This is a genomic window from Bradyrhizobium sp. NBAIM01, from assembly GCF_020194115.1.
GTDB lineage: Bacteria > Pseudomonadota > Alphaproteobacteria > Rhizobiales > Xanthobacteraceae > Bradyrhizobium > Bradyrhizobium yuanmingense.
Genome location: NZ_JADYVU010000001.1, coordinates 610,342 through 629,492 on the forward strand (window position 1 = coordinate 610,342; position 19,151 = coordinate 629,492).

The window sequence follows — 19,151 nt, forward strand, 5'->3', positions numbered from 1 at the left end:
GGCCATCCACGTCTTGCATCTGCGCCAAGAACGTGGATGCCCGGGCCTTCGCCTCGCCGAAGCGGCTTTGGCCGCGCAGGCGGGACAAGCCCGGGCATGACGACTGTTACCGCGTTGACCACCCCATCCTGCTGGCATACATTACCACCGTTCCGAGGGGTGCTCCGAGGAGGAGCTGAGATACCGCTAAATGGGCAATACCGCCCAGGACCGCGGTGACCCTTTGAACCTGATCCGGGTCATGCCGGCGAAGGGACAGGGATGTTGCAGACCATCAAGCGACCGGATTCACCGGTATCCATCATCGGCGCAGGCATCGCGGGCGCCTGGCAGGCGTTGCTGTTCGCGCAGGCCGGTCATGCCGTCACCTTGCACGAGCGCGGTGACGAGGCGATGACGGATGCCACCAGCCATTGGGCCGGCGGCATGCTCGCGCCCTATTGCGAGGCCGAAGTCGCCGAGCCCATCATCAGCCGCTTGGGGCTGCGCTCGCTCGATCTCTGGCGGCGCGAGCTGCCCGACACGCCGTTCAACGGCTCGCTGGTCGTCGCCCACCCGCGCGAGCGCAACGATTTCGAGCGGTTTGCGCGCATGACCGAGCATCACCGCCGGCTCGATGCCGCCGGCCTAGCCGCGCTCGAGCCGTCGCTGGAGGGCCGCTTCCGTGACGCGCTCTTCTTCCCCGCCGAGGGCCATGTCGAGCCGCGCCGCGTGCTGCCGCAGCTGCACGAGCGTATCAAGGCTGCCGGCGGCACCATCAACTTCTGCAGCGACGTCACCGCGAACGAGCTTGCAAACCTGAATCCTAAAAGCATCGTCATCGACTGCCGCGGCCTTGGTGCCCGCGACGAGCAGAGCGAGCTTCGCGGCGTCAAGGGCGAGATGATCCTGATCGAGACGGACGAGGTGCAGCTGGCGCGCCCGGTGCGGCTGATCCATCCGCGTTGGCCGCTCTACGTGATCCCGCGCGAGAACGGCCTGTTCATGCTGGGCGCGACCTCGATCGAGGCCGAGGACACCGGCGTCAGCGTGCGCTCCGCGCTGGAGCTATTAGGGGCCGCCTACACCGTGCACCCGGCGTTCGGCGAAGCCCGCATCGTCGAATTCGGTTCGGGGCTTCGTCCCGCCTTTCCCGACAATTTGCCGCGCATCGGCATTCGCGATCGCAAGATCAGCGTCAACGGCCTCTACCGCCACGGCTTCCTGATCGCGCCTGCGCTCGCCGAGCTGACGCTCGCCTATGTCGAGCGCGGCCAGATCGACAACGAGGTAATGCAATGCGCGTGATCGTCAATGGTGAGCAGCGCGAGGTGATTTCGTCCAGCGTGGACGCGCTGCTCGCCGAGCTCGACTACGAAGGCAGCCATTTCGCCATCGCGCTCAATTACGACGTCGTGCCGAAGAGCCGCTGGGCGGAGACGCTGCTGAAAGCCGGCGACGAGATCGAGATCATCACGCCGCGGCAGGGAGGGTGAGCCGAATGACGGAGCGCGCCTTCCATCTGCCGCCCGTTCAGGGTTCTTTCCGTCATTGCGAGGAGCGCAGCGACGAAGCAATCCAGAGTGTCTCCGCGGATGAATCTCTGGATTGCTTCGCTTCGCTCGCAATGACGGCGGAGAGAGCGTTAATCGAGGAAACACCGACATGGTGACCTTCTACGGCAAAACCTTCGCCTCCCGCCTGCTGATCGGCAGCGCGCTCTATCCCTCGCCTGCGATCATGCAAGGCGCGATCCGCGCCTCCGGCGCCAACATCGTCACGGTCTCGCTGCGGCGCGAATCTGCCGGCGGCAAGACCGGCGATGCGTTCTGGAAGCTGATCCGCGAGCTCGACGTCACCGTGCTGCCGAACACCGCCGGCTGCCACACCGTGCGCGAGGCGGTGACGACGGCCAAGCTCGCCCGCGAATTGTTCGGCACAAGCTGGATCAAGCTCGAGGTCATCGCCGACAACGACACGCTGCAGCCCGACGTCGTCGGCCTGGTCGAAGCCGCCGGCATCCTGATCAAGGACGGTTTTGAAGTCTTCCCCTATTGCACCGAGGACCTCTCGGTCGCGAGCCGCCTGGTCGAAACGGGGTGCAAGGTGGTGATGCCGTGGGCCGCTCCGATCGGCAGCGCCAAGGGCATCACCAACCGCGATGCGCTAAAACTGTTGCGCGAGCGGCTGCCCGACATCACGCTGGTGGTCGACGCTGGCTTAGGGGCGCCCTCTCACGCCGCGCAGGCGTTCGAGCTCGGCTATGATGCCGTGCTGCTCAACACCGCCATCGCTAAAGCCGCCGATCCCGTCGCAATGGCGAACGCCTTCCGCCTCGGCTGTGAGGCCGGCCGCACCGCTTACGAGGCCGGGCTGATGAACGCCCGCGACTTCGCCTCGCCCTCCACTCCTGTCGTTGGGACCCCGTTCTGGCATGCCGTATCCTGATCGCTTCTATCCCGTGGTTGATAGCCTGGCCTGGGTCGAACGCCTGACCAAGCTCGGCGTCGGCACCATCCAGCTGCGCGCCAAAGAGCTGAACGACGCCGACGCGCTGCAGATCGTCACCGACGCGCTCGCCATCACCAAGGACACGCAGGCCAAGCTGGTGGTGAACGATTATTGGCGCGCAGCGATCGTTGCGGGTGCACAATACCTGCATCTCGGCCAGGAGGATCTTGCAGACGCAGATCTCGGCGCTATCCGCGAGGCCGGCCTCAAGCTCGGCATCTCCACCCATGACGACGCCGAGCTTGAGACCGCGCTGGCGGCGAAGCCCGACTACGTCGCGCTCGGCCCGATCTTCTTCACCACGCTCAAATCGATGCGCTTCGAGCCGCAAGGCATTCCGAAGATCACCGAATGGAAGCAGCGCATCGGCAACATCCCGCTGGTCGCGATCGGCGGCATCAAGTTCGAGCACGCCGCGGAGATCTTTGCCGCGGGCGCGGATTCGATCGCCGTGGTTTCCGACGTCACCCAAAACCCCGACCCCGACGCCCGCGTGCGGCAATGGCTCGACGGTTCGAAGGAGGCGGCGTGATGATCGCCCCGCTCCCTCCACTCGTCATTGCGAGGAGCCCTTGCGACGAAGCAATCCAGACTGCTTCCGCGGATGCATTTCTGGATTGCTTCGCTGCGCTCGCAATGACGGAGCAAGAATTCACCAGCGTCGTCTCGGCGCCAATGCAAACGAATTAAACCGGAGGATCCCATGAACATCCGCTCCAACCCTGATAAAACCGTCCCCGCCGTCACCACCGGCCCGCTGCCCTCCTCGCGAAAAATCTTCGCGACCCCCGACGCCGCGCCTGATATCCGCGTGCCCTTGCGCGAGATCATCCTGTCTGAAGGCGCGGGCGAGCCGAACCTGCCGGTCTATGACACGTCGGGGCCCTACACCGACCCCTCCGTCACCATCGACGTCAATGCCGGCTTGGCGCGCAACCGCAAGCAATGGGTACTGGAGCGCGGCGGCGTCGAGGAATATGAGGGCCGGCAGATCAAGCCGGAGGACAATGGTAGCGTCTCCACCGACAAGGCCGCGCGCGCCTTCTCGGCCTATCACAAGCCGCTGCGCGGCCTCGACGGCCACAAGGTGACGCAGCTCGAATTCGCCCGCGCCGGCATCATCACCAAGGAGATGATCTACGTCGCCGCGCGCGAGAATCTCGGCCGCAAGCAACAGCTCGAGCGCGCCGAAGCCGCCCTCGCCGACGGCGAGAGCTTTGGCGCCTCGGTGCCCGCCTTCATCACCCCCGAGTTCGTCCGCGACGAGATCGCGCGCGGCCGCGCCATCATCCCCTCCAACATCAACCACTCAGAGCTCGAGCCGATGATCATCGGCCGCAACTTCCTGACCAAGATCAACGCCAATATCGGCAACTCGGCGGTGACCTCGTCGGTCGAGGAGGAGGTCGAGAAGATGGTGTGGGCGATCCGCTGGGGCGCCGACACCGTGATGGACCTCTCCACGGGCCGCAACATCCACACCACGCGTGAGTGGATTTTGCGCAACTCGCCGGTGCCGATCGGCACCGTGCCGATCTACCAGGCGCTGGAGAAGTGCAACGGCGATCCCGTCAAGCTGACCTGGGAGCTCTACAAGGACACCTTGATCGAGCAGTGCGAGCAGGGCGTCGACTATTTCACCATCCACGCCGGCGTGCGCCTGCAATACATCCACCTCACCGCCAGCCGCGTCACCGGCATCGTCTCCCGCGGCGGCTCGATCATGGCGAAGTGGTGCCTGGCGCATCACAAGGAGAGCTTCCTCTACACCCATTTCGACGAGATCTGCGACCTCATGCGCAAGTATGACGTCTCGTTCTCGCTCGGCGACGGCCTGCGTCCGGGCTCGATCGCCGACGCCAACGACCGCGCGCAGTTTGCGGAGCTGGAGACGCTCGGTGAGCTCACAAAGATCGCATGGGACAAGGGCTGCCAGGTCATGATCGAAGGCCCCGGCCACGTGCCGATGCACAAGATCAAGATCAACATGGACAAGCAGCTCAAGGAGTGCGGCGAGGCGCCGTTCTACACGCTCGGGCCGCTGACCACCGACATCGCGCCGGGCTACGACCACATCACGTCAGGCATTGGAGCAGCCATGATCGGCTGGTTCGGCTGCGCCATGCTCTGCTACGTCACGCCGAAGGAGCATCTCGGCCTGCCCGACCGCAACGACGTCAAGACCGGCGTCATCACCTACAAGATCGCCGCCCACGCCGCCGACCTCGCCAAGGGCCACCCCGCCGCGCAACTGCGCGACGACGCCCTCTCCCGCGCGCGGTTCGAATTCCGCTGGACCGACCAGTTCAACCTCGGCCTCGATCCCGACACCGCGAAAAACTTCCACGACGAGACGCTGCCGAAGGAAGCCCACAAGGTCGCCCATTTCTGCTCGATGTGCGGCCCAAAATTCTGCTCGATGAAGATCACGCAGGACGTGCGGGATTACGCGGCAACGCTGAATGATCCGAACAGCGTGGGCATGTCGATGAGCGGCACGGCCGAGGACGGCATGGCGAAGATGAGCGCGAAGTTCAAGGAGATGGGGGAGAGCTTGTACCTGGATGCGGAGAAGGTGAAGGAGAGCAATCGGGTGTTGTGAGGTATCTCCGCGTTTGGACCCAAGGCCGGCGCAATACCGGCCCTACGCTCTTCTCTTAAGGATCAACTCAGCGAAGAGCAGCTCACCCTGCTTCAGGATCACGCGCGTCCCGTCTGAAACCATCTCCACGACGGCGTCGGACAATCTTGTATCTATGCGCGTGTCTATATCATCCCCAGAAAACGAAGGGACCGATGCCAGTTCGTGCAGCAAGTCACTGTCGACACCTTGGCGAACTACAAGAGTGTCGAAGGACTGCCCCCTAACCAAGCCCGGAAGGTTGATCGTTATTGTCCTGCCTTCAAAACCTCTGGAACCGAGCGTAAAGTGATCGAGATCCCGCGACTGCAGTTCACCGGACGCTCGCTCTGAGCGAGCTTGGGTGGCTTCGCGCATTCTGTGTTTCTCTACGTATTTTAAGTAATCACCTGCCTCCAAGGCGTCCGGAGGCAACGACAATTCCATCGAGGCCTCGTTCAACCCAATCATCCCAAGCGCGCGAGCGACTGATAGGCGACGTACTTTCGATTTGATTTCTGGTACGTCTGACGATTCTAGAGTCAGAATAGGATCAACTTCCGGATCAATAACCCGCAGACTACTACTTCGACGCCTATCCTCATGTGAAATCGACAACCCAGCGGCGAGCCGCTCACCTCGGATATTGTCATTCAGAAGGATGACCTGTTTTTGAGATAACGCATCCGTTAGGTATCCATCGCGCACACCCGCCCCCGACTGCGTCCCCTTACATTCAAGGACATGCCACTTATTTGCCTTATCAAGAACCACATAGTCAGGCGCCTTGCTCGGCCCTACTTTCGCGGTCGGGGCGTTTGCTCTTTTCTTCAAACGATGAGGAAACTGAAGCATAAAACTTCGGCCGTCGACAATATCTTGAAAACCACCTAGCCGGTCGAATAGCCATTGAGTCGAAAGGGCCACTCCGAGATCGTCGCTCAGAATAGACTTCAGATGTGGATCGAGCTCGGAGAAATCTCTCGTTATTCGAAAATCGTCAGCATCAGTAATCGCAAGAAAATATCGAAGCCAAGCCCATGTTCGCGCTGGCGATGCAGGCGATATCAGACTCGGCAACGTTAGCGAACCGAGCATAAGCAGCGCCATCTTCATGTCGAGCCTGTGAATGCCCGAAGCCCCCCCAAGCCACGAGGGAATGGGATTGCGCCCCCAAGTACTTTCATCCACCTCTACGGCTAGCTGCTTTACGAGCATTGAGGCCGCCTAGATGCGAGAACTCTTCTGCGGCAACTGTTCGAGCACAGGGCGCAACACTTCCTGCAAAAGTTTAATCTGCTGGATTAGGTCGAGAGCCTCGCTCGACGACAATTCCCCCGCACTTCCTCCGTGCGCAGCGGCGTTTCGCGCTTCACGCAAGCTCTGAAAGAGAGTAATTGCACTTAGCGGAATAAATTTCTGCTTCTCTAAAGCCTTTAGAACTTCGTAGAGGTTTCGAGCTGGGCGATCATCAGGCATCCTCGCGCGAAGCTTGAGAATGAGAGCTTCTAGCTCTTTGAACGATTGAATCAGCGCAGCTTCCGGGAACGATTTCGCTAATTGCAGGAGCGTCGGATCTAGGCCTATGACATCGGGGGCAATCAAGCCCTTTTCTACTTGCACAACCTCACCTGCATCGACCGCCTCGCCAACCTTCTCTGAAAGTTCGACATTGACCCCTGCCGCCCCTATTCTCCTTATTTGGACAATTAATATCCGAAGTTGATCTTTGAACGCATATACGATCGCAACGATTGCTGCCGGCCAAGCTACCGATCCAATCGCACTCGCAAAAAATTGCTTCCAATCCATAAGAATATCCTCACGCGTCGATACTTACCTTCTCAATTTTAGATTGATTTATGCTATTAGACCAAAGGCTACACTGGAGAAAGCGACGAACGCTTACTTTGACCGAAATGAATCTCGCCCGCCTCCCCGACCTCATCCGCCCCAACCTCCGCCTCGTCTTCGTCGGCACCGCCGCCTCGACGCGCTCGGCCGAGCTCGGGCACTACTACGCCCATCCCGGCAACCGCTTCTGGCGCGCGCTCCATGAGGCCGGGATCACGCCGCGGCGCTATCAGCCAAGCGAGTTTGCGTCGCTGATCGAGCTCGGGATCGGCTTCACCGATCTGTCCAAGACGGACACCGGGATGGATCACCAGATCGCGGCGGAGACGATCGACGTGCCGGGGTTCAGGGCGAAGATGGAGAAGTACCGGCCGCGGACGATTGCCTTCACGAGCAAGAAGGCGGCGAGCTTGTTTTACGGCAGACCGTCGGCTGCGATTGCGCTGGGACGGCAGCCGTCGGATGGAAGCTGGCCGGAGACATTCGTGCTGCCCTCGCCATCAGGAGCTGCGTCCGGGCATTGGACGCTGGAGCCGTGGCGGGAGTTAGCCAAGTGGATCGCTGCGTAGGGTGGATTAGACGTGCGAATGCGCGAAGCGCAGTCCGCCCGTCGTAACCCACCACTTCTGTCGCCGCGGAGGCAGACGTGGTGGGTTACGCCTTGCCCCGTCCCGTGGGGATGGACCGCGTATGGAAACGGCTAACCCACCCTACAAGACGAGTGTCGGAATCCGTCTCCGCCAATCGTCCTCCGGACCAAGCGCGACGCACATGGAGCCCCCCATGCCCACCATCACCGCCTTCGAATCCTCGCCCGACCGCGGCCGCGGGCAGGCGCGCGACATGCGTGTCCGCTGGGCGCTGGAAGAGGTCGGGCAGCCCTACGACGTTCGCCTCCTCTCATTCGTCGCGATGAAGCAGCCCGCGCATCGCTCGCTGCATCCGTTCGGGCAGATTCCGACCTATGAGGACGGCGATCTCACGCTGTTCGAGTCAGGCGCGATCGTGCTCTACATCGCCGAACGCCATGATGGCTTGCTGGCGAAGGATGCCAATGCGCGCGCCCGCGCGATTGCATGGATGTTTGCCGCGCTGAGCACGGTGGAGCCGCCGATCGTCGAGCTCACCATGGCCATGCTGTTCGAGCGCGACAGGAGCTGGTACGCCGAGCGCCTGCCGAGCTTGCAGGAGCGCGTGCGCATCAGGCTCGGCGAATTGTCCCGCCGCCTCGGCAAGGCCGACTGGCTCGACGGCGCCTTCGGCGCCGACGATCTCATGATGGTGACCGTGCTGCGGCGGCTGAATACGTCAGGCCTGCTCGATGAATTTCCTGAGATCGCCGCCTATGTCGCGCGCGGCGAGGCGCGGCCGGCATTCAGGCGGGCGTTCGAGGCGCAGCTGGCGGTGTTCACGGCCGCGTCGCGTTCGTAGCCCGGTTAGCCGCTTCAGCTCAGTTGGGCCAGTTCGCGGGCGAGGTTCGCGCGGGCTTGGCGATCGAAGGTCGCGGCGAAGACGGGATCGGGAAAGATGACCTCGCGTGCTGCGAAACGGCGCAGCACACGGGCGCGGCCGGCGCGATAGTCGTCCTCGGCGACATGGCTGAACTCCCGGCGGATCGCCGCAGCATATGCGCCGTAGCGGTTGGGATCGGCGCCGAGAATGCTGAGGTCGATCGAGATCAGGATCGCCCCGAGGCGATCGCCCGGAGGAACGTCGTGCGTTTTGGTCAGCCGGATCAGGCGGCCGACCTCCTGGCGAAGCTCAGCGCGAACGTGCTGCTCGGCGAGCTCCGCGCTGCGCTCCTCGTTGTCCGTCCGCGTCGGATCGTAAACGGCGTCGTGCCACCAGATCGCCTCCGACAGCATCTCGCGCTCGGCGGCAGAAAGACCCTCGACGCGCGAGAGCGCGGCCAGGCAATCCTCGATATGCGCGAGATTGTGATAGTGGCGGCCGGGCGCCGCATAGGCAGCGACCAATTCGTCGCGGGTCATGGGCGAAGTCTCACGTCGTCGATCTTGTCCTTGTTGATGGCCATCGTCATCTCCCGGACCAGAGGATCGCGGTCATCCTATTGCGCAAAAGGCAATTCGCAAATGGCGCTCTGACGTGGCCCGGATGAGCGCAAGCGATATCCGGGGACCCCATTCCCGCATGTCGCTGCGCTCATGCGGGCCACGAGAATTGCATCCGTTTCCACTCCCTAGCATGCTGGCCTCCGTCACCCCGGAGGAGCCCGCCCATGCTGACCCTCTACTCCTACCCAGAACTCTTCGGCGTCGCCGACAACAACGGCTACGGCCTCAAGGTCTATGCGTTTCTCAAGCTCGCGGGCGTGCCGTTCGTGCATGAGCACGTCTTCGATGCCTCGGCCGCGCCGCGCGGGCAGCTGCCTTACATCGTCGACGACAGCGAGATCATCGGCGACAGCGAGACCATCATCGCGCACGCGACTAAGAAATACCGCCTCACGATCGACGCCGGCTTGTCATCGGAACAGCGCCGCACCGACCATCTCGTCACGCGCATGCTGGACGATCTCTACTGGGTGATGTCCTATTCGCGCTGGAAGGACGAGCGCTTCTATCCGGCGTTCCGCGACGCCTTCATCGCGCAGCATCCGCAGATCGACCCTACCGGCTTCGAGAAGGCCAAGGCCTACAACGCGCAGCGCTATCACTTCCAGGGCATCGGTCGCTACACGCCCGAGCAGGCCTACGCGCGGGGGCTCGCTGACTTGCAGGTGCTGGCGGACATCGCGCCGGCGCAAGGCTTCGTGCACGGCGCGGCGCCGACGAGCGTTGATGCCGGCATCTACGGCTTCATCGCCAACATCTATTTCTTTCCGATCCCGACGCCGCTGAAGGCCTTCGTCGATGCGCACGCTAACCTCGTCGCACATTGCGAGCGGGTGCATGCGAGGGTCGGGAAATCGTAGGGTGGGTTAGCTTCGAGCGGCGCGAAGCGCTGTCCGAAGCGTAACCCACCTCTTCTCTTTCCAAGGCGGCAGAAATGGTGGGTTACGCCCTGCGGATTCGCTTCGCGCATCCGCAGGGCTAACCCACCCTACTCCACCCTTCTACCGCATCGTGATCGCAAGCCCGCTCAAATCCGCGTTCGCCATCAGGCCGACCTGGTGGCCGGTCAGCTCCAGCACCGCGCCCTTCTGGTTGGTCAGCACGATGGCGCGGGCGCCGGAGCCGACGGCGATGCCGGCACCGGCGGCACCGTAGACGCCGGCAACGTCCGAGGGACGGTTGATGTTGCTGACGCGGCCGCGCAGCACGGTCTTGGATCCCCCGAACACCAGGCCGTAGTCGAGGCCACCGGTGGAAAGCCCGTACGAGCGGCCGCGGAAGTTGAGCACGCCCGAGCCGCCGGAGCCGCCGATGATCCAGCCCGCCTTGTAGATCGTCAGCGTCACGAAGCCGCTGTCGGCCTGCGCGGTCGTCGAGAGGCCAGCCAGGGCGACGATGGCGACGCACGCGGCGCGGAGGGTGGATGCGAGCTTCATGGGGGTCTCCGGGGGCTGTTTTTTAAAGGAGGGTTCGAATCAGACGGAGCGAATGTACCTGATCGATCGGGGCGGCAACATGATCGGCGGGCGTTTCCGCAAGCAAGGCGGCGGCGAGACTCGCGGAAGGTCCTCATGCTCCGTCATTGCGAGCCAACGGGTCCGCGCGAAGCGCGGCCCGATGACAGGCTCCGCGAAGCAATCCAGAATCGCTCCGCGGCGGCAGTCTGGATTGCTTCGTCGCAAGGGCTCCTCGCAATGACGGGGTGAATGGCCTGCTCTCTCACCACGCGCAGGCCGCACGCGGGGAGAGGCGAAGACCACCATCGCCAGCATGCCATAATGCCCCTGTTTTGCCCGACGGAGCAACCGAATGCTTCGCGTTTGGCGAATTCTGGAAAACATCAATGATTTCCGTGCGGCGCCTACTGTGCATGGGGTTGTTTTCGCACTTTTGTTTTGAGCATCCCCGCGCCAGCCGCTACGCTCCTGCGTCCGCCCCCGTCCTGAGGTGATCCCATGCCGATCCAGCATTTCGCGCCCCCGCCGCACGTCAAGGCGCCGCCGCTGTCCTTTGCGACGCGGGTTGGCGACCTCCTGTTCGTCTCCGGCATTCCCGGCTTCGATGTATCAGGCGCGCTGCCTGATGGCTTCGAGGCGCAGTTCGCCAATGTCGTCGTCAACATCAAGCGCGTGCTGGGCGAGGCCGGCGCCGGCATGCATGATCTCGTCAAGGTCAACGTGCTCCTGACCCGCGCCTCGGACGTCGCCGCGATGAACGCGCTCTATGCCGGCGCCTTCGGCCCGCCGCCGTACCCGGCGCGCACGACTTGCGTGGTGCAGGCGCTGCCCGATCCGAAGATGTTGATCGAGATCGAGGCGGTCGCTTCGCTGGCCAAGTAGGAGCCTAGTCAGCTGCGTGTGACCTATCTGGCACGCGTCCAAACCAAATGCTCATGGCACGGCTGACATGTCCGTGAATGGCGGCCCCCCGGCTTGCAAAGGACCTGCTTTTACCGCACGAATTTTTTCGGTCCCATGTCCCACCACCGATGTCCCACCAGGAGATACTTCATGCGTCGCCTTCTCGCGCTCAGTGCCGTTGCCGGCATCGCTAGTTCCGTGTTCGCCGTGCCCGCCTCCGCGAAGGTCGGCTATTACGTGATCCGCTGGGACAACACCGGCATCTGCCAGGTCTGGAACGAGGACCTGCAGTACAAGCCGTTCCAGTTCGGGGTCTCTACCTACAAGGTCGTCAGCAAGCCGTTCCCGACCTTCCAGCAGGCCTCGGACTTGCAGATCAAGATGCGCACCGAGCGGAAGTGCACGCTCTGAGCCGGGCGCGAGAGTAGCGCTTGGAGGGCGGGTCGCGCGGGCGATCCGCCCTTTTGCTTTGCGTGGCCTGAAGCGCTTCCCCGGCCGCAATCAGACCTGTCCCACGCACATTTTTTGAACCTCGGCTGCGGGTGGAACTACTCACATCTTGTCCGGGGCGCGTGCCAAGCGCGTCCCGCACCACCCCTCCCCGTCATTGTCGGGAGGCGCATCACATTATTCATTTGAGGAGCTGATCATGCGTCGTATTTCCATGCTGTGCGCTGCCGCCGGTCTTGCCGTCACCGCGTTCGTCGCCGCGAGCCCGGCCGAAGCCAGCTATCATCTGATCCGCTGGCAGGACACCGGCTTCTGCCAGATCTGGGACGAGAGCATCCCGACCACGCCGTGGCCGGCCGGCTATCACCGCGCCAGCGCCAGCGTGCCGACCTTCGTCGATGCACTCATGGTCAAGGACGCCGCGCTCAAGAGCGGCAGCTGCAAGTGGTAAGATAATCGATCGGCGGACGACGAACCGGGCAAGGACGAGGGCGTCCTTGCCCGGTTTGCTTTTCGAAGGCCCGAGACGCTCACGCGTCCTTGTGCGCGCCCGGATGGATCAGGATGTCGCGCGCGGCGGCGAGGTCGATGAAGGCTTCGGCGCTGCCGCCCTGGTCGGGATGCAGGCCCTTGGCGGCACGGCGATAGGCCTGGTTGATGTCCTCGCAAGTGAGCTGCACCGCGAGCGGCAGGCCGAGCACCTTGCGGGCGCGATCCTCGCTGGAAAGCTTCTTCGGCGCGGCGTTGCGGCGGCCGAAGCGCGGCGCGGTCAGATCGTGCACGACCTCGAGCACGACACCGACGCGGCGCTGGGCCGCCAGCGTCACGCTATGATCGTCGTTGTCGACGGCCTGGCGCAGCACCGGCAGCGCCTGCTCGGCAGCCTGGCGCAGCGTGACGTCGCTGCTCATCCGCGCGATCTCGGCCACCAGCCGGCCGGCCTCGGCCCAGTCAGGCGCTTGCGCCGACCGCAGCCGCTCCAGAGCGAGTTTCCAGGTTTCGAGCCGTTCCATCATGCGCGCAACGTTTAGCAATCAGGATCAGTATGCCAAGGCCGCCGTTTCCGACCCCTTAATTTCGCGTTAGCGTTTCGTGAAACTTCGAAACGAAAACGGGAGGAAACTGCCATGGCGCTGCTCGCAAACCACATCGCTGTCGTCACCGGCGCCGGTTCCGGAATCGGCCGGGCGATCGCCACCGGCTATGCGCGGGACGGCGCGCAGGTCGTGCTGCTCGACGTCAACGCCGAGACGGCGGCGGAGGCCGCGCAGGAGATCCGGACAGCGGGCGGCAAGGCCGAGAGCTTTGCGCTCGACGTCGTCAGGCGCGAGGATTGCTTCGCGCTCGCCAGGCAGATCGCGGACAAAATCGGGCAGGTCTCGATCCTCGTCAACAATGCCGGCATCACCCGCCGCAACGCCTTCACCGCGGAGACCGAGACGGTGGCGAAGGACTGGAACGACATCATCTCGCTCAACCTCACCGGCGTCTTCAACGTGACGCAGGCGTTCCTCGCGCCCTTGCGCGCCAGCAAAGGCCGCATCGTCAATATCGGCTCGATCCAGTCCTTCGTGCATCTGCGCACGCCGAGCTCGGCGGCCTACACCACCTCGAAACACGGCGTGCTCGGCTTCACCAAGGCGCTCGCGGTCGAGCTCGGCAAGGAAGGCGTGCGCGTCAACGCGATCGGCCCCGGCTTCATCGAGACCAACATCAACGCCAACGTGCGCGCGACCAATCCGGCGCTGGTGCAGGCCTTCATCGATCACACCCCACTGGCGCGCACCGGCAAGCCCGAGGACATCGTCGGCCCCGCGGTGTTCCTCGCCTCCGATCTGTCGGCCTATGTCACCGGAACCATCGTGATGGTGGACGGCGGCTATCGCACGGTGTGAGGGACGCGAGGCTCGCACCAATCGCGGCGGCATCTGGGCATTCTCAAGATCAATTCGGTGCAGCCCCTCCAATTAACCTTTCATTAACCAAACCGGACCACCGTAGATTCACGGCTTGGGGGTCGTTGGTTCTCGATCCGCTTCCGACGATGGAAGCGGGCGTTGATCGGGAGGTGTTTTGATGACCACTGTTCATGTCGCCGCGTCCGGGCCGGACGCACAATTCCTTGCCCCGAACCAGATCGTTCCGCTTCTGATCGGTGCCACCGTCGACGAGGTCGAGCGTGAGCTCGTGATCCAGACGCTGGCGCGCTGTGACGGCAACCGCACGCGCGCCTCGCGCGTGCTCGGCCTTTCCGTACGCACGCTGCGCAACAAGATCAGGCTCTATGCCGCCTCCGGCATCGAGGTGCCCGCATGTCAGGATTAGCGCACGACATCAATCGGCCAGCGACGACGCGCTGCGCAGCCACGCGCGATCGATGAGGCGGGCGCTCGCGCCGCCGATTGATGTTGATCAAGCCCGGCACGAAGCGCGGGCGGAATTGCTGCTGTCGTCAAACGCCGCTAAGTAGCTTGCTCCAGGTGAAGGGAGCGGTGGCGTGGCAGACGACCAGGGACGACGGCCGGGGCCTCAGGGGCCTCGCGGGCGGCAAGGCGAGCCGGGACGGCCGGGGCCACAGGGGCATCCGGGCCGGCGCGGCCCCGACGGCGCACGCGGCAAGCCCGGGCCGCAGGGCAAGCCGGGCCCGGTCGGAAAGGCCGGGCCGCCCGGCAAGCCCGGTCCGCAAGGCAAACAGGGCGAAGCCGGTCCGCGTGGGCCAGCCGGCGCACCGGGACCTGCCGGGCCGCAGGGACCGGCGGGGCCGCAAGGCCCGCGCGGCGAGCCGGGTCCGCCCGGCCAATTGCCGTCGATCGAGCAGGTGCTGCCCTGGCTCGACCAGCTCTTCGATGCCTGGGACGAACGCCGCCGCCAACGCGAGCGCGAAGCCGCCGAGCGCGAAGCGCTCGAAGCCGCCGTCCAGGAGACCGACGAGGCAATCGTCGATGACGAGGGCGATGACGTCGACGATCACAGGAAGAAAAAGAAAAAGAAGAAGCAGGGCAAGGATAGCCGACGGGTCTAGTCGGGCCGATCCTCGCGCCGCGGCAGCATGCCCATGCGCTCGAATTGCCAGCGCATGGCGCGATACCAGAAATAGCCGACCGCCGCGCCGCACAGGGCGAGGATGATCACGTTCGCGCTCGAGAACGAGCCGCTCCACCACATCATCCACGCGGTCCACAGCAGCGTGAAGACGATGGCACCTGCTTTCAAAGGAAGAAGGGGGTGGCTCATGTCGTGCTCCGGGCGATCAAAACCCCGGCCGCCACCATCGCAAGCCGAGGCAGCAGATACCGTGAGCCAGATCACGGAGCACGCTGCCTGACCTCACGTACCGAAGCGCAGCCGCGAACGCTCTTTCGCCTTCTCCGCCTCAACCTCGCGGTCGCGCGCCGGCGCGTTCGTATGCAGCGAGGTCAGGAGTTTTCGCGCCGCCTCGGAGACCTCGGCCACCGCACGATCGAACGCCGCCTCGTTGGCCTGCGACGGCTTGTTGAAACCCGACAGCTTTCGCACGAATTGCAGCGCGCTGGCGTGGATCTCATCCTCCGTCGCCGGCGGCTCGAAGTTGAACAGCGTCTTGATGTTGCGGCACATGCACTTTCTCCCGGCGTTTTCCTTAAGACGAAGGTCCGAGCCGAAATCCTACATCCGCCTTCTCGCTTCTGCGACCGACTTGGTGGATGCGCCACAAGCTGATCTCGCAGCGCATCATAAGCGGGGGCGCCGGCATCGCATATTATTTGAGCATGCATTGCAGTGACGGCTCAGGCTTAATCCGTGCCAACGATAGGGAAAGACGCGCAGGACAATCGCGCGCCCATGGCACGATACGCGACGAGGAGGATCGCATGCACAGGCTCGCACTGTGCGTTTGGTTGGTTGCGACGACAGCGCTGGCAAACGTTGCGTTCGCGCGCGACAATGGCCAATACGACCACGTTCCGCCCGACATCCGCGCCTGGTTCAAGAGCGTGATCGCGCCGAACGGGGTTCCCTGCTGCGACATCTCCGATGGCCATCGCACCGAGTATGACGTGCGCAATGGCGCTTATTGGGTGCCGATCGAGGGACAATGGATCGAGGTGCCCGGACGCGCCATCATCCGCGACCAGGGCAATCCGATCGGCCAGGCCGTGGTGTGGTACGTCCACCACCGCGGCTCCATCATCATCAGCTGCTTCGTGCCGGCGGATGCGGTGTAACGCGCCTTGGTGATTTCCATTGGCTGGCGACGGCCCGATCGGGTAGCTTGAAGCCCAGCTGAAGCAGAGGCACGCCGTTGACCAATCTTAGCGCCGAAGACCTCGCCACCATCTATGCCAAGCCGAGCCCGCGCGTGATCGCGAAGGCACGGCCCGCGATCGATGCGCATGCGAAGAAATTCATCGAGATGTCGCCATTCTGCGTGCTCGCGACATCGGGAGCGGACGGCAGCGTCGACGCTTCGCCGCGCGGCGGCGGCATCGGCTTCGTCCGCGTCGCCGGCCCCAACCAGCTGCTGATGCCCGACCGCTCCGGCAACAACCGCATCGACAGTTTCCGCAACGTCGTCGAAGGCTCAGGCTTCGTGCATTTGCTGTTCTTCGTGCCGGGCATCGAGGAGACGCTGCGCGTCGGCGGCCGCGGCACGCTGTCGGCCGACCCGGATCTGCTCGCCTCGATGGTGGAATTCGGCAAGCCGCCGCGCGCGGTGCTGAACGTCGCGGTCAGCGAGGTCTATTTCCATTGCGGCAAGGCGCTGATGCGCTCGAAGCTGTGGGGGTCGGAGAAGGTGCAGCGCTCGGTGATGCCGAGCATCGTCACGGTCATTCACGAGCAGACCGGCCTCGGCGAACCGGCGAGCCAGGAGGCCGTGGAAGAGCTCTACAAGACGCAGCTGTAGCCAAGAGCGGTTCCGCAAAACGAAGCGTCGTGCGGCAACACGTGGATGGCCGGGGTCAAGCCCGGCCATGACGATGGAGGGAGCCGGGCCCGAGCTTAGTGCCCCTCGCCCTCGAGCCCGCCGACATGCTTCTGGGTGTAGAGCTCGAGGCCGATGCGGCCGATCAGATCGAGCTGGGTCTCGAGGAAGTCGATGTGGTGCTCCTCGTCGCTCATCAGCTTCTCGAACAGGTCGCGTGTGACATAGTCCTTGGCGCTGTGACAGTAGGTCGCCGCCTCCTGATAGAGCGCCCGCGCGCTCATCTCGGCGGCGAGATCGCACTCGATGATCTCCTTGACGTTCTGGCCGATGCGCAGGGGATCGAGCACCTGCATGTTCGGAAAGCCGTCGAAGAACAGGATCCGCTCGGTGAGCTTGTCGGCGTGCTCCATCTCCTCGATGGATTCCTTGCGCCAGACCTTGGCCATGTCCAGCAGGCCCCAATTGTCGAGGAAGCGGTAATGCAGCCAGTACTGATTGATCGCAGTCAGCTCATGACGCAGCGCCTTGTTGAGATAGTCGATGACTTTTGCGTCGCCCTGCATGGTTCACTCCAGCTTTGCAGTCCAAATCGGTCCCAAACCGAGTTTAGAACGCTTCTAAATCACTTTGCGAGCGAGAGCAACCGGCTACGGGAACCCAGCCGGGGAAAAGCTCAGCCGGAGTTGCGGAAGTTTTCAACAGGCCGCGAGGGCGAACTCGGCGGGTTCGGCGGTCTCGTCGTTGGCGGCCACGGTGTGGCTATGCGGGCAGCCGGCGCAGCAGGACTGCGCACAGGGGCCGAGCGCTTCGTCGATGATACTCTTGATCGTCCGGGCGCAGCGCCCGCATTCGGCGCTGCAGCCGAGACAGCCATAGACCTGCTTGGCATGCCGCACGGCGTCGTCGGACTCGGCGACGGCGGCGCGGATATCATCATCGCTCAGCACATTACAGGAACAAACGATCATGGAAGCGGCAGGCCCTTCGGTGATGCGCCATCATCGATATTTAACAGGCCGGCCGGATGCAAAAGGAAAAACAGGTATTTGAAGCTATTCCAAACTGGCCTGATCAAAGCCTAGAACGGCTCTAAATCAAGCTCTTGCGCTGGATCAAGATTGTAGCCGGACTAGTCGCCGCCACCGCCTCCTCCTCCGCCGTCGCCACCCCCTCCGCAGTCGCCGCCGCTGCTGCTGCCGCTATCGCTGCTCGAACAGCTTGCGCTGTCGCTAGAGTTCCCCGAACTGCCGCCGGAAAACCAGCTTCCCAGCGAAAAGCCGTCATTCGTCCCGGAATAGGTGCTGTCCCCGCTACTCCCTCCGTGGCTGCCGGCGGTGCGGGAGCGCCGTGCGCGGTTCTGGAGATGTGCGATCCAGCCGTAGCCGATCGCGAAAACGATCCCGGCCGCAATCAAAGCATTAACCATCGCGTTGCCCATCATCGTCTCCCGGTGGGACCCATACCAATTGGTCGTCTCCGGCAAAGGTGCCGTTCATTGATCATTCAAGCGAAATATGGAACCTTGCGGTCCAAAGGTTCCCGCGTGTTCGTCTGAAAGGTCAAGCAATGAAGAAGTCGCTCCTGGCGGTCGCTGCCGTCGCCATTCTGGCCCTGACGGCCGGAACGCCGGCCCATGCCCAGCGCGGTGTCGCGGCAGGCGTGGCCGCCGGGATCATCGGCGGCGCCCTTGTCGGCGGCGCGCTGGCTTCTCCGTATTATTACGGGCCTAGCTATGGCTACTATGGGCCGGGCTACTACCCGCCGCGCTACTACGCCCCGGGTCCAGGCTATGTTGCCGACGACTATTACGGCGGCTGCGTCTGGCAGAAGCAGCGCTTCTGGGATGGCTATGCCTGGCGCGTCCGTCGCGTCCGAGTCTGCGGCTGAGGCGCGCCAAGCCGGTTCACTACGGATGCGCCGTTCATCTCAGGGCCTGAAAAAGACCGCTTTTTCTCGTCACAGCTCCGTGTGCGTTTACCGTGGATTGACCATTTGCGCGCTTCCTAGCTGCAAGGCCAATTCCATCAGAGTGTGCGTGAACCTTTGAAACCCGGGGCCTCTAGCAGGAGGAACCCATCTCCCAGGAGAGCCAAGAGCATGAACAAGACTTTAGTTGCCGCCCTCACGGTCGCGACGGTCGCCGGTTCGCTGGTGACCGCCGCTCCGTCCGCGAAGGCCCATGACGGCGTCGGCGCCGGTATCGCAGCCGGCCTGATCGGCGGCGCCATCGTCGGCGGCGCAATCGCCTCCAGCCGTCCGGCCTATGGCGGCCCCGTTTACATCGCCGAGCCCCCGCCGCCCGCGCCCTGCTACTGGCGCCGCGAGCGCTATTGGGACGGCTACGGCTGGGTCAGCCGCCCGGTTCGCGTCTGCTACTGATCTGATTGCCTGGCGCA

General features: G+C 63.6%; 28 protein-coding genes and 1 riboswitch. Of the genes, 19 read left to right on the forward strand and 9 right to left on the reverse strand.

Annotated features, from left to right (window positions below; genetic code table 11):
- Positions 1-145: 145 nt before the first annotated feature.
- Positions 146-274: riboswitch (TPP riboswitch) on the forward strand.
- From I6F31_RS02805 to thiC, 6 genes are all read left to right on the forward strand, one after another.
- Complete coding sequence (locus I6F31_RS02805) at positions 262-1,287, forward strand: FAD-dependent oxidoreductase (RefSeq protein WP_225184647.1); 1,026 nt, start codon at positions 262-264, stop codon at positions 1,285-1,287. (Overlaps the previous riboswitch by 13 nt.)
- Positions 1,278-1,475 carry a sulfur carrier protein ThiS gene (thiS, locus tag I6F31_RS02810; RefSeq protein WP_036028477.1) on the forward strand — a complete coding sequence of 66 codons (198 nt, stop codon included), beginning with the start codon at positions 1,278-1,280 and terminating at the stop codon, positions 1,473-1,475. The genes I6F31_RS02805 and thiS overlap by 10 nt, the downstream gene beginning before the upstream one ends.
- Before the next feature lie 5 nt (positions 1,476-1,480).
- Complete coding sequence (locus I6F31_RS02815; protein ID WP_225149094.1) at positions 1,481-1,651, forward strand: hypothetical protein; 171 nt, start codon at positions 1,481-1,483, stop codon at positions 1,649-1,651.
- Positions 1,645-2,427, forward strand: a complete 783-nt coding sequence (locus I6F31_RS02820) for a thiazole synthase (RefSeq protein WP_225184648.1) — start codon at positions 1,645-1,647, stop codon at positions 2,425-2,427. Before I6F31_RS02815 ends, I6F31_RS02820 begins: the two co-directional genes overlap by 7 nt.
- Complete coding sequence (locus tag I6F31_RS02825; RefSeq protein WP_225184649.1) at positions 2,414-3,022, forward strand: thiamine phosphate synthase; 609 nt, start codon at positions 2,414-2,416, stop codon at positions 3,020-3,022. The genes I6F31_RS02820 and I6F31_RS02825 overlap by 14 nt, the downstream gene beginning before the upstream one ends.
- A gap of 171 nt (positions 3,023-3,193) precedes the next feature.
- Positions 3,194-5,092, forward strand: a complete 1,899-nt coding sequence (gene thiC / locus I6F31_RS02830) for a phosphomethylpyrimidine synthase ThiC (RefSeq protein ID WP_225184650.1) — start codon at positions 3,194-3,196, stop codon at positions 5,090-5,092.
- Between the two features lie 42 nt (positions 5,093-5,134).
- Here thiC and I6F31_RS02835 read toward each other — a convergent pair whose 3' ends face one another.
- A complete protein-coding gene (locus tag I6F31_RS02835; RefSeq protein WP_225184651.1) occupies positions 5,135-6,226 on the reverse strand; it encodes a hypothetical protein in 1,092 nt (363 codons plus the stop codon).
- A 111-nt stretch (positions 6,227-6,337) separates the two neighbouring features.
- Complete coding sequence (locus tag I6F31_RS02840) at positions 6,338-6,922, reverse strand: DUF4145 domain-containing protein (protein WP_225184652.1); 585 nt, start codon at positions 6,920-6,922, stop codon at positions 6,338-6,340.
- Between the two features lie 107 nt (positions 6,923-7,029).
- Here I6F31_RS02840 and I6F31_RS02845 point away from each other — a divergent pair, with 107 nt between their 5' ends.
- Both I6F31_RS02845 and I6F31_RS02850 read left to right on the forward strand, forming a co-directional pair.
- The gene (locus I6F31_RS02845) at positions 7,030-7,533 is read left to right on the forward strand and encodes a mismatch-specific DNA-glycosylase (RefSeq protein ID WP_225185126.1); all 504 of its coding nucleotides are present in this window, start codon (positions 7,030-7,032) and stop codon (positions 7,531-7,533) included.
- A 214-nt stretch (positions 7,534-7,747) separates the two neighbouring features.
- Positions 7,748-8,395, forward strand: a complete 648-nt coding sequence (locus I6F31_RS02850; protein WP_225184653.1) for a glutathione S-transferase family protein — start codon at positions 7,748-7,750, stop codon at positions 8,393-8,395.
- Positions 8,396-8,409: 14 nt separating this feature from the next.
- Here I6F31_RS02850 and I6F31_RS02855 read toward each other — a convergent pair whose 3' ends face one another.
- On the reverse strand, positions 8,410-8,955 hold the full coding sequence (locus tag I6F31_RS02855; protein WP_225184654.1) for a phosphohydrolase: 546 nt from the start codon (positions 8,953-8,955) through the stop codon (positions 8,410-8,412).
- Between the two features lie 248 nt (positions 8,956-9,203).
- Here I6F31_RS02855 and I6F31_RS02860 point away from each other — a divergent pair, with 248 nt between their 5' ends.
- On the forward strand, positions 9,204-9,899 hold the full coding sequence (locus I6F31_RS02860; protein ID WP_225184655.1) for a glutathione S-transferase family protein: 696 nt from the start codon (positions 9,204-9,206) through the stop codon (positions 9,897-9,899).
- Positions 9,900-10,040: 141 nt separating this feature from the next.
- Here I6F31_RS02860 and I6F31_RS02865 read toward each other — a convergent pair whose 3' ends face one another.
- Positions 10,041-10,475: a hypothetical protein gene (locus I6F31_RS02865; protein WP_225184656.1), complete on the reverse strand. Its 435-nt coding sequence runs from the start codon at positions 10,473-10,475 to the stop codon at positions 10,041-10,043.
- A gap of 519 nt (positions 10,476-10,994) precedes the next feature.
- Here I6F31_RS02865 and I6F31_RS02870 point away from each other — a divergent pair.
- The 3 genes from I6F31_RS02870 (at position 10,995) to I6F31_RS02880 (ending at position 12,300) form a co-directional block, all read left to right on the forward strand.
- Positions 10,995-11,378: a RidA family protein gene (locus tag I6F31_RS02870; protein ID WP_036013230.1), complete on the forward strand. Its 384-nt coding sequence runs from the start codon at positions 10,995-10,997 to the stop codon at positions 11,376-11,378.
- A 171-nt stretch (positions 11,379-11,549) separates the two neighbouring features.
- The gene (locus I6F31_RS02875) at positions 11,550-11,810 is read left to right on the forward strand and encodes a hypothetical protein (RefSeq protein WP_036013227.1); all 261 of its coding nucleotides are present in this window, start codon (positions 11,550-11,552) and stop codon (positions 11,808-11,810) included.
- Between the two features lie 238 nt (positions 11,811-12,048).
- The gene (locus I6F31_RS02880; RefSeq protein WP_036013225.1) at positions 12,049-12,300 is read left to right on the forward strand and encodes a hypothetical protein; all 252 of its coding nucleotides are present in this window, start codon (positions 12,049-12,051) and stop codon (positions 12,298-12,300) included.
- Between the two features lie 79 nt (positions 12,301-12,379).
- Here I6F31_RS02880 and I6F31_RS02885 read toward each other — a convergent pair whose 3' ends face one another.
- Positions 12,380-12,865, reverse strand: coding sequence for a J domain-containing protein (locus I6F31_RS02885; protein ID WP_225184657.1), 486 nt, complete (start codon positions 12,863-12,865; stop codon positions 12,380-12,382).
- A gap of 111 nt (positions 12,866-12,976) precedes the next feature.
- On the opposite strand from I6F31_RS02885, the gene fabG reads away from it, so the two are divergent.
- The 3 genes from fabG (at position 12,977) to I6F31_RS02900 (ending at position 14,871) form a co-directional block, all read left to right on the forward strand.
- Positions 12,977-13,744, forward strand: coding sequence for a 3-oxoacyl-ACP reductase FabG (fabG, locus tag I6F31_RS02890; protein WP_225184658.1), 768 nt, complete (start codon positions 12,977-12,979; stop codon positions 13,742-13,744).
- A 181-nt stretch (positions 13,745-13,925) separates the two neighbouring features.
- A complete protein-coding gene (locus I6F31_RS02895) occupies positions 13,926-14,174 on the forward strand; it encodes a helix-turn-helix domain-containing protein (RefSeq protein ID WP_225115104.1) in 249 nt (82 codons plus the stop codon).
- Positions 14,175-14,346: 172 nt separating this feature from the next.
- Complete coding sequence (locus tag I6F31_RS02900; protein WP_036013214.1) at positions 14,347-14,871, forward strand: collagen-like protein; 525 nt, start codon at positions 14,347-14,349, stop codon at positions 14,869-14,871.
- Here I6F31_RS02900 and I6F31_RS02905 read toward each other — a convergent pair.
- A complete protein-coding gene (locus I6F31_RS02905; protein WP_036013212.1) occupies positions 14,868-15,083 on the reverse strand; it encodes a hypothetical protein in 216 nt (71 codons plus the stop codon). The two genes, I6F31_RS02900 and I6F31_RS02905, sit on opposite strands and share 4 nt — an antisense overlap.
- Before the next feature lie 93 nt (positions 15,084-15,176).
- On the reverse strand, positions 15,177-15,446 hold the full coding sequence (locus I6F31_RS02910) for a DUF2277 domain-containing protein (RefSeq protein WP_036013210.1): 270 nt from the start codon (positions 15,444-15,446) through the stop codon (positions 15,177-15,179).
- Positions 15,447-15,700: 254 nt separating this feature from the next.
- Between I6F31_RS02910 and I6F31_RS02915 the strand changes: the two genes are divergently transcribed.
- Together I6F31_RS02915 and I6F31_RS02920 are read left to right on the forward strand one after the other, a co-directional pair.
- Entirely contained in the window at positions 15,701-16,054 is a 354-nt protein-coding gene (locus I6F31_RS02915; protein WP_036013289.1) for a hypothetical protein, read from the forward strand.
- Between the two features lie 77 nt (positions 16,055-16,131).
- Positions 16,132-16,734, forward strand: a complete 603-nt coding sequence (locus tag I6F31_RS02920) for an MSMEG_1061 family FMN-dependent PPOX-type flavoprotein (RefSeq protein WP_225139114.1) — start codon at positions 16,132-16,134, stop codon at positions 16,732-16,734.
- Positions 16,735-16,829: 95 nt separating this feature from the next.
- Here I6F31_RS02920 and bfr read toward each other — a convergent pair whose 3' ends face one another.
- A complete protein-coding gene (gene bfr, locus I6F31_RS02925) occupies positions 16,830-17,318 on the reverse strand; it encodes a bacterioferritin (RefSeq protein ID WP_036013205.1) in 489 nt (162 codons plus the stop codon).
- 132 nt (positions 17,319-17,450) lie between these two features.
- Positions 17,451-17,723, reverse strand: coding sequence for a (2Fe-2S)-binding protein (locus tag I6F31_RS02930; protein ID WP_036013202.1), 273 nt, complete (start codon positions 17,721-17,723; stop codon positions 17,451-17,453).
- A 598-nt stretch (positions 17,724-18,321) separates the two neighbouring features.
- Here I6F31_RS02930 and I6F31_RS02940 point away from each other — a divergent pair.
- Positions 18,322-18,642, forward strand: a complete 321-nt coding sequence (locus I6F31_RS02940) for a hypothetical protein (RefSeq protein ID WP_036013200.1) — start codon at positions 18,322-18,324, stop codon at positions 18,640-18,642.
- Positions 18,643-18,852: 210 nt separating this feature from the next.
- Positions 18,853-19,134 carry a hypothetical protein gene (locus I6F31_RS02945; protein ID WP_036013199.1) on the forward strand — a complete coding sequence of 94 codons (282 nt, stop codon included), beginning with the start codon at positions 18,853-18,855 and terminating at the stop codon, positions 19,132-19,134.
- Positions 19,135-19,151 lie beyond the last annotated feature (17 nt).

Bases quoted from the DNA above. Each gene is read 5' to 3' on its own strand.
- I6F31_RS02895 (WP_225115104.1), top strand. From the start codon at position 13,926: ATGACCACTGTTCATGTCGCCGCGTCCGGGCCGGACGCACAATTCCTT.
- I6F31_RS02930 (WP_036013202.1), bottom strand. From the start codon at position 17,723: ATGATCGTTTGTTCCTGTAATGTGCTGAGCGATGATGATATCCGCGCC.
- I6F31_RS02835 (WP_225184651.1), bottom strand. From the start codon at position 6,226: ATGAAGATGGCGCTGCTTATGCTCGGTTCGCTAACGTTGCCGAGTCTG.
- I6F31_RS02940 (WP_036013200.1), top strand. From the start codon at position 18,322: ATGAAGAAGTCGCTCCTGGCGGTCGCTGCCGTCGCCATTCTGGCCCTG.
- I6F31_RS02915 (WP_036013289.1), top strand. From the start codon at position 15,701: ATGCACAGGCTCGCACTGTGCGTTTGGTTGGTTGCGACGACAGCGCTG.
- I6F31_RS02815 (WP_225149094.1), top strand. From the start codon at position 1,481: ATGACGGAGCGCGCCTTCCATCTGCCGCCCGTTCAGGGTTCTTTCCGT.
- fabG (WP_225184658.1), top strand. From the start codon at position 12,977: ATGGCGCTGCTCGCAAACCACATCGCTGTCGTCACCGGCGCCGGTTCC.
- I6F31_RS02885 (WP_225184657.1), bottom strand. From the start codon at position 12,865: ATGATGGAACGGCTCGAAACCTGGAAACTCGCTCTGGAGCGGCTGCGG.
- I6F31_RS02875 (WP_036013227.1), top strand. From the start codon at position 11,550: ATGCGTCGCCTTCTCGCGCTCAGTGCCGTTGCCGGCATCGCTAGTTCC.
- I6F31_RS02905 (WP_036013212.1), bottom strand. From the start codon at position 15,083: ATGAGCCACCCCCTTCTTCCTTTGAAAGCAGGTGCCATCGTCTTCACG.
- I6F31_RS02805 (WP_225184647.1), top strand. From the start codon at position 262: ATGTTGCAGACCATCAAGCGACCGGATTCACCGGTATCCATCATCGGC.
- I6F31_RS02860 (WP_225184655.1), top strand. From the start codon at position 9,204: ATGCTGACCCTCTACTCCTACCCAGAACTCTTCGGCGTCGCCGACAAC.
- I6F31_RS02820 (WP_225184648.1), top strand. From the start codon at position 1,645: ATGGTGACCTTCTACGGCAAAACCTTCGCCTCCCGCCTGCTGATCGGC.
- I6F31_RS02845 (WP_225185126.1), top strand. From the start codon at position 7,030: ATGAATCTCGCCCGCCTCCCCGACCTCATCCGCCCCAACCTCCGCCTC.
- I6F31_RS02910 (WP_036013210.1), bottom strand. From the start codon at position 15,446: ATGTGCCGCAACATCAAGACGCTGTTCAACTTCGAGCCGCCGGCGACG.
- I6F31_RS02840 (WP_225184652.1), bottom strand. From the start codon at position 6,922: ATGGATTGGAAGCAATTTTTTGCGAGTGCGATTGGATCGGTAGCTTGG.
- thiS (WP_036028477.1), top strand. From the start codon at position 1,278: ATGCGCGTGATCGTCAATGGTGAGCAGCGCGAGGTGATTTCGTCCAGC.
- I6F31_RS02850 (WP_225184653.1), top strand. From the start codon at position 7,748: ATGCCCACCATCACCGCCTTCGAATCCTCGCCCGACCGCGGCCGCGGG.
- I6F31_RS02855 (WP_225184654.1), bottom strand. From the start codon at position 8,955: ATGACCCGCGACGAATTGGTCGCTGCCTATGCGGCGCCCGGCCGCCAC.
- I6F31_RS02945 (WP_036013199.1), top strand. From the start codon at position 18,853: ATGAACAAGACTTTAGTTGCCGCCCTCACGGTCGCGACGGTCGCCGGT.
- I6F31_RS02880 (WP_036013225.1), top strand. From the start codon at position 12,049: ATGCGTCGTATTTCCATGCTGTGCGCTGCCGCCGGTCTTGCCGTCACC.
- I6F31_RS02825 (WP_225184649.1), top strand. From the start codon at position 2,414: ATGCCGTATCCTGATCGCTTCTATCCCGTGGTTGATAGCCTGGCCTGG.
- thiC (WP_225184650.1), top strand. From the start codon at position 3,194: ATGAACATCCGCTCCAACCCTGATAAAACCGTCCCCGCCGTCACCACC.
- I6F31_RS02865 (WP_225184656.1), bottom strand. From the start codon at position 10,475: ATGAAGCTCGCATCCACCCTCCGCGCCGCGTGCGTCGCCATCGTCGCC.
- bfr (WP_036013205.1), bottom strand. From the start codon at position 17,318: ATGCAGGGCGACGCAAAAGTCATCGACTATCTCAACAAGGCGCTGCGT.
- I6F31_RS02870 (WP_036013230.1), top strand. From the start codon at position 10,995: ATGCCGATCCAGCATTTCGCGCCCCCGCCGCACGTCAAGGCGCCGCCG.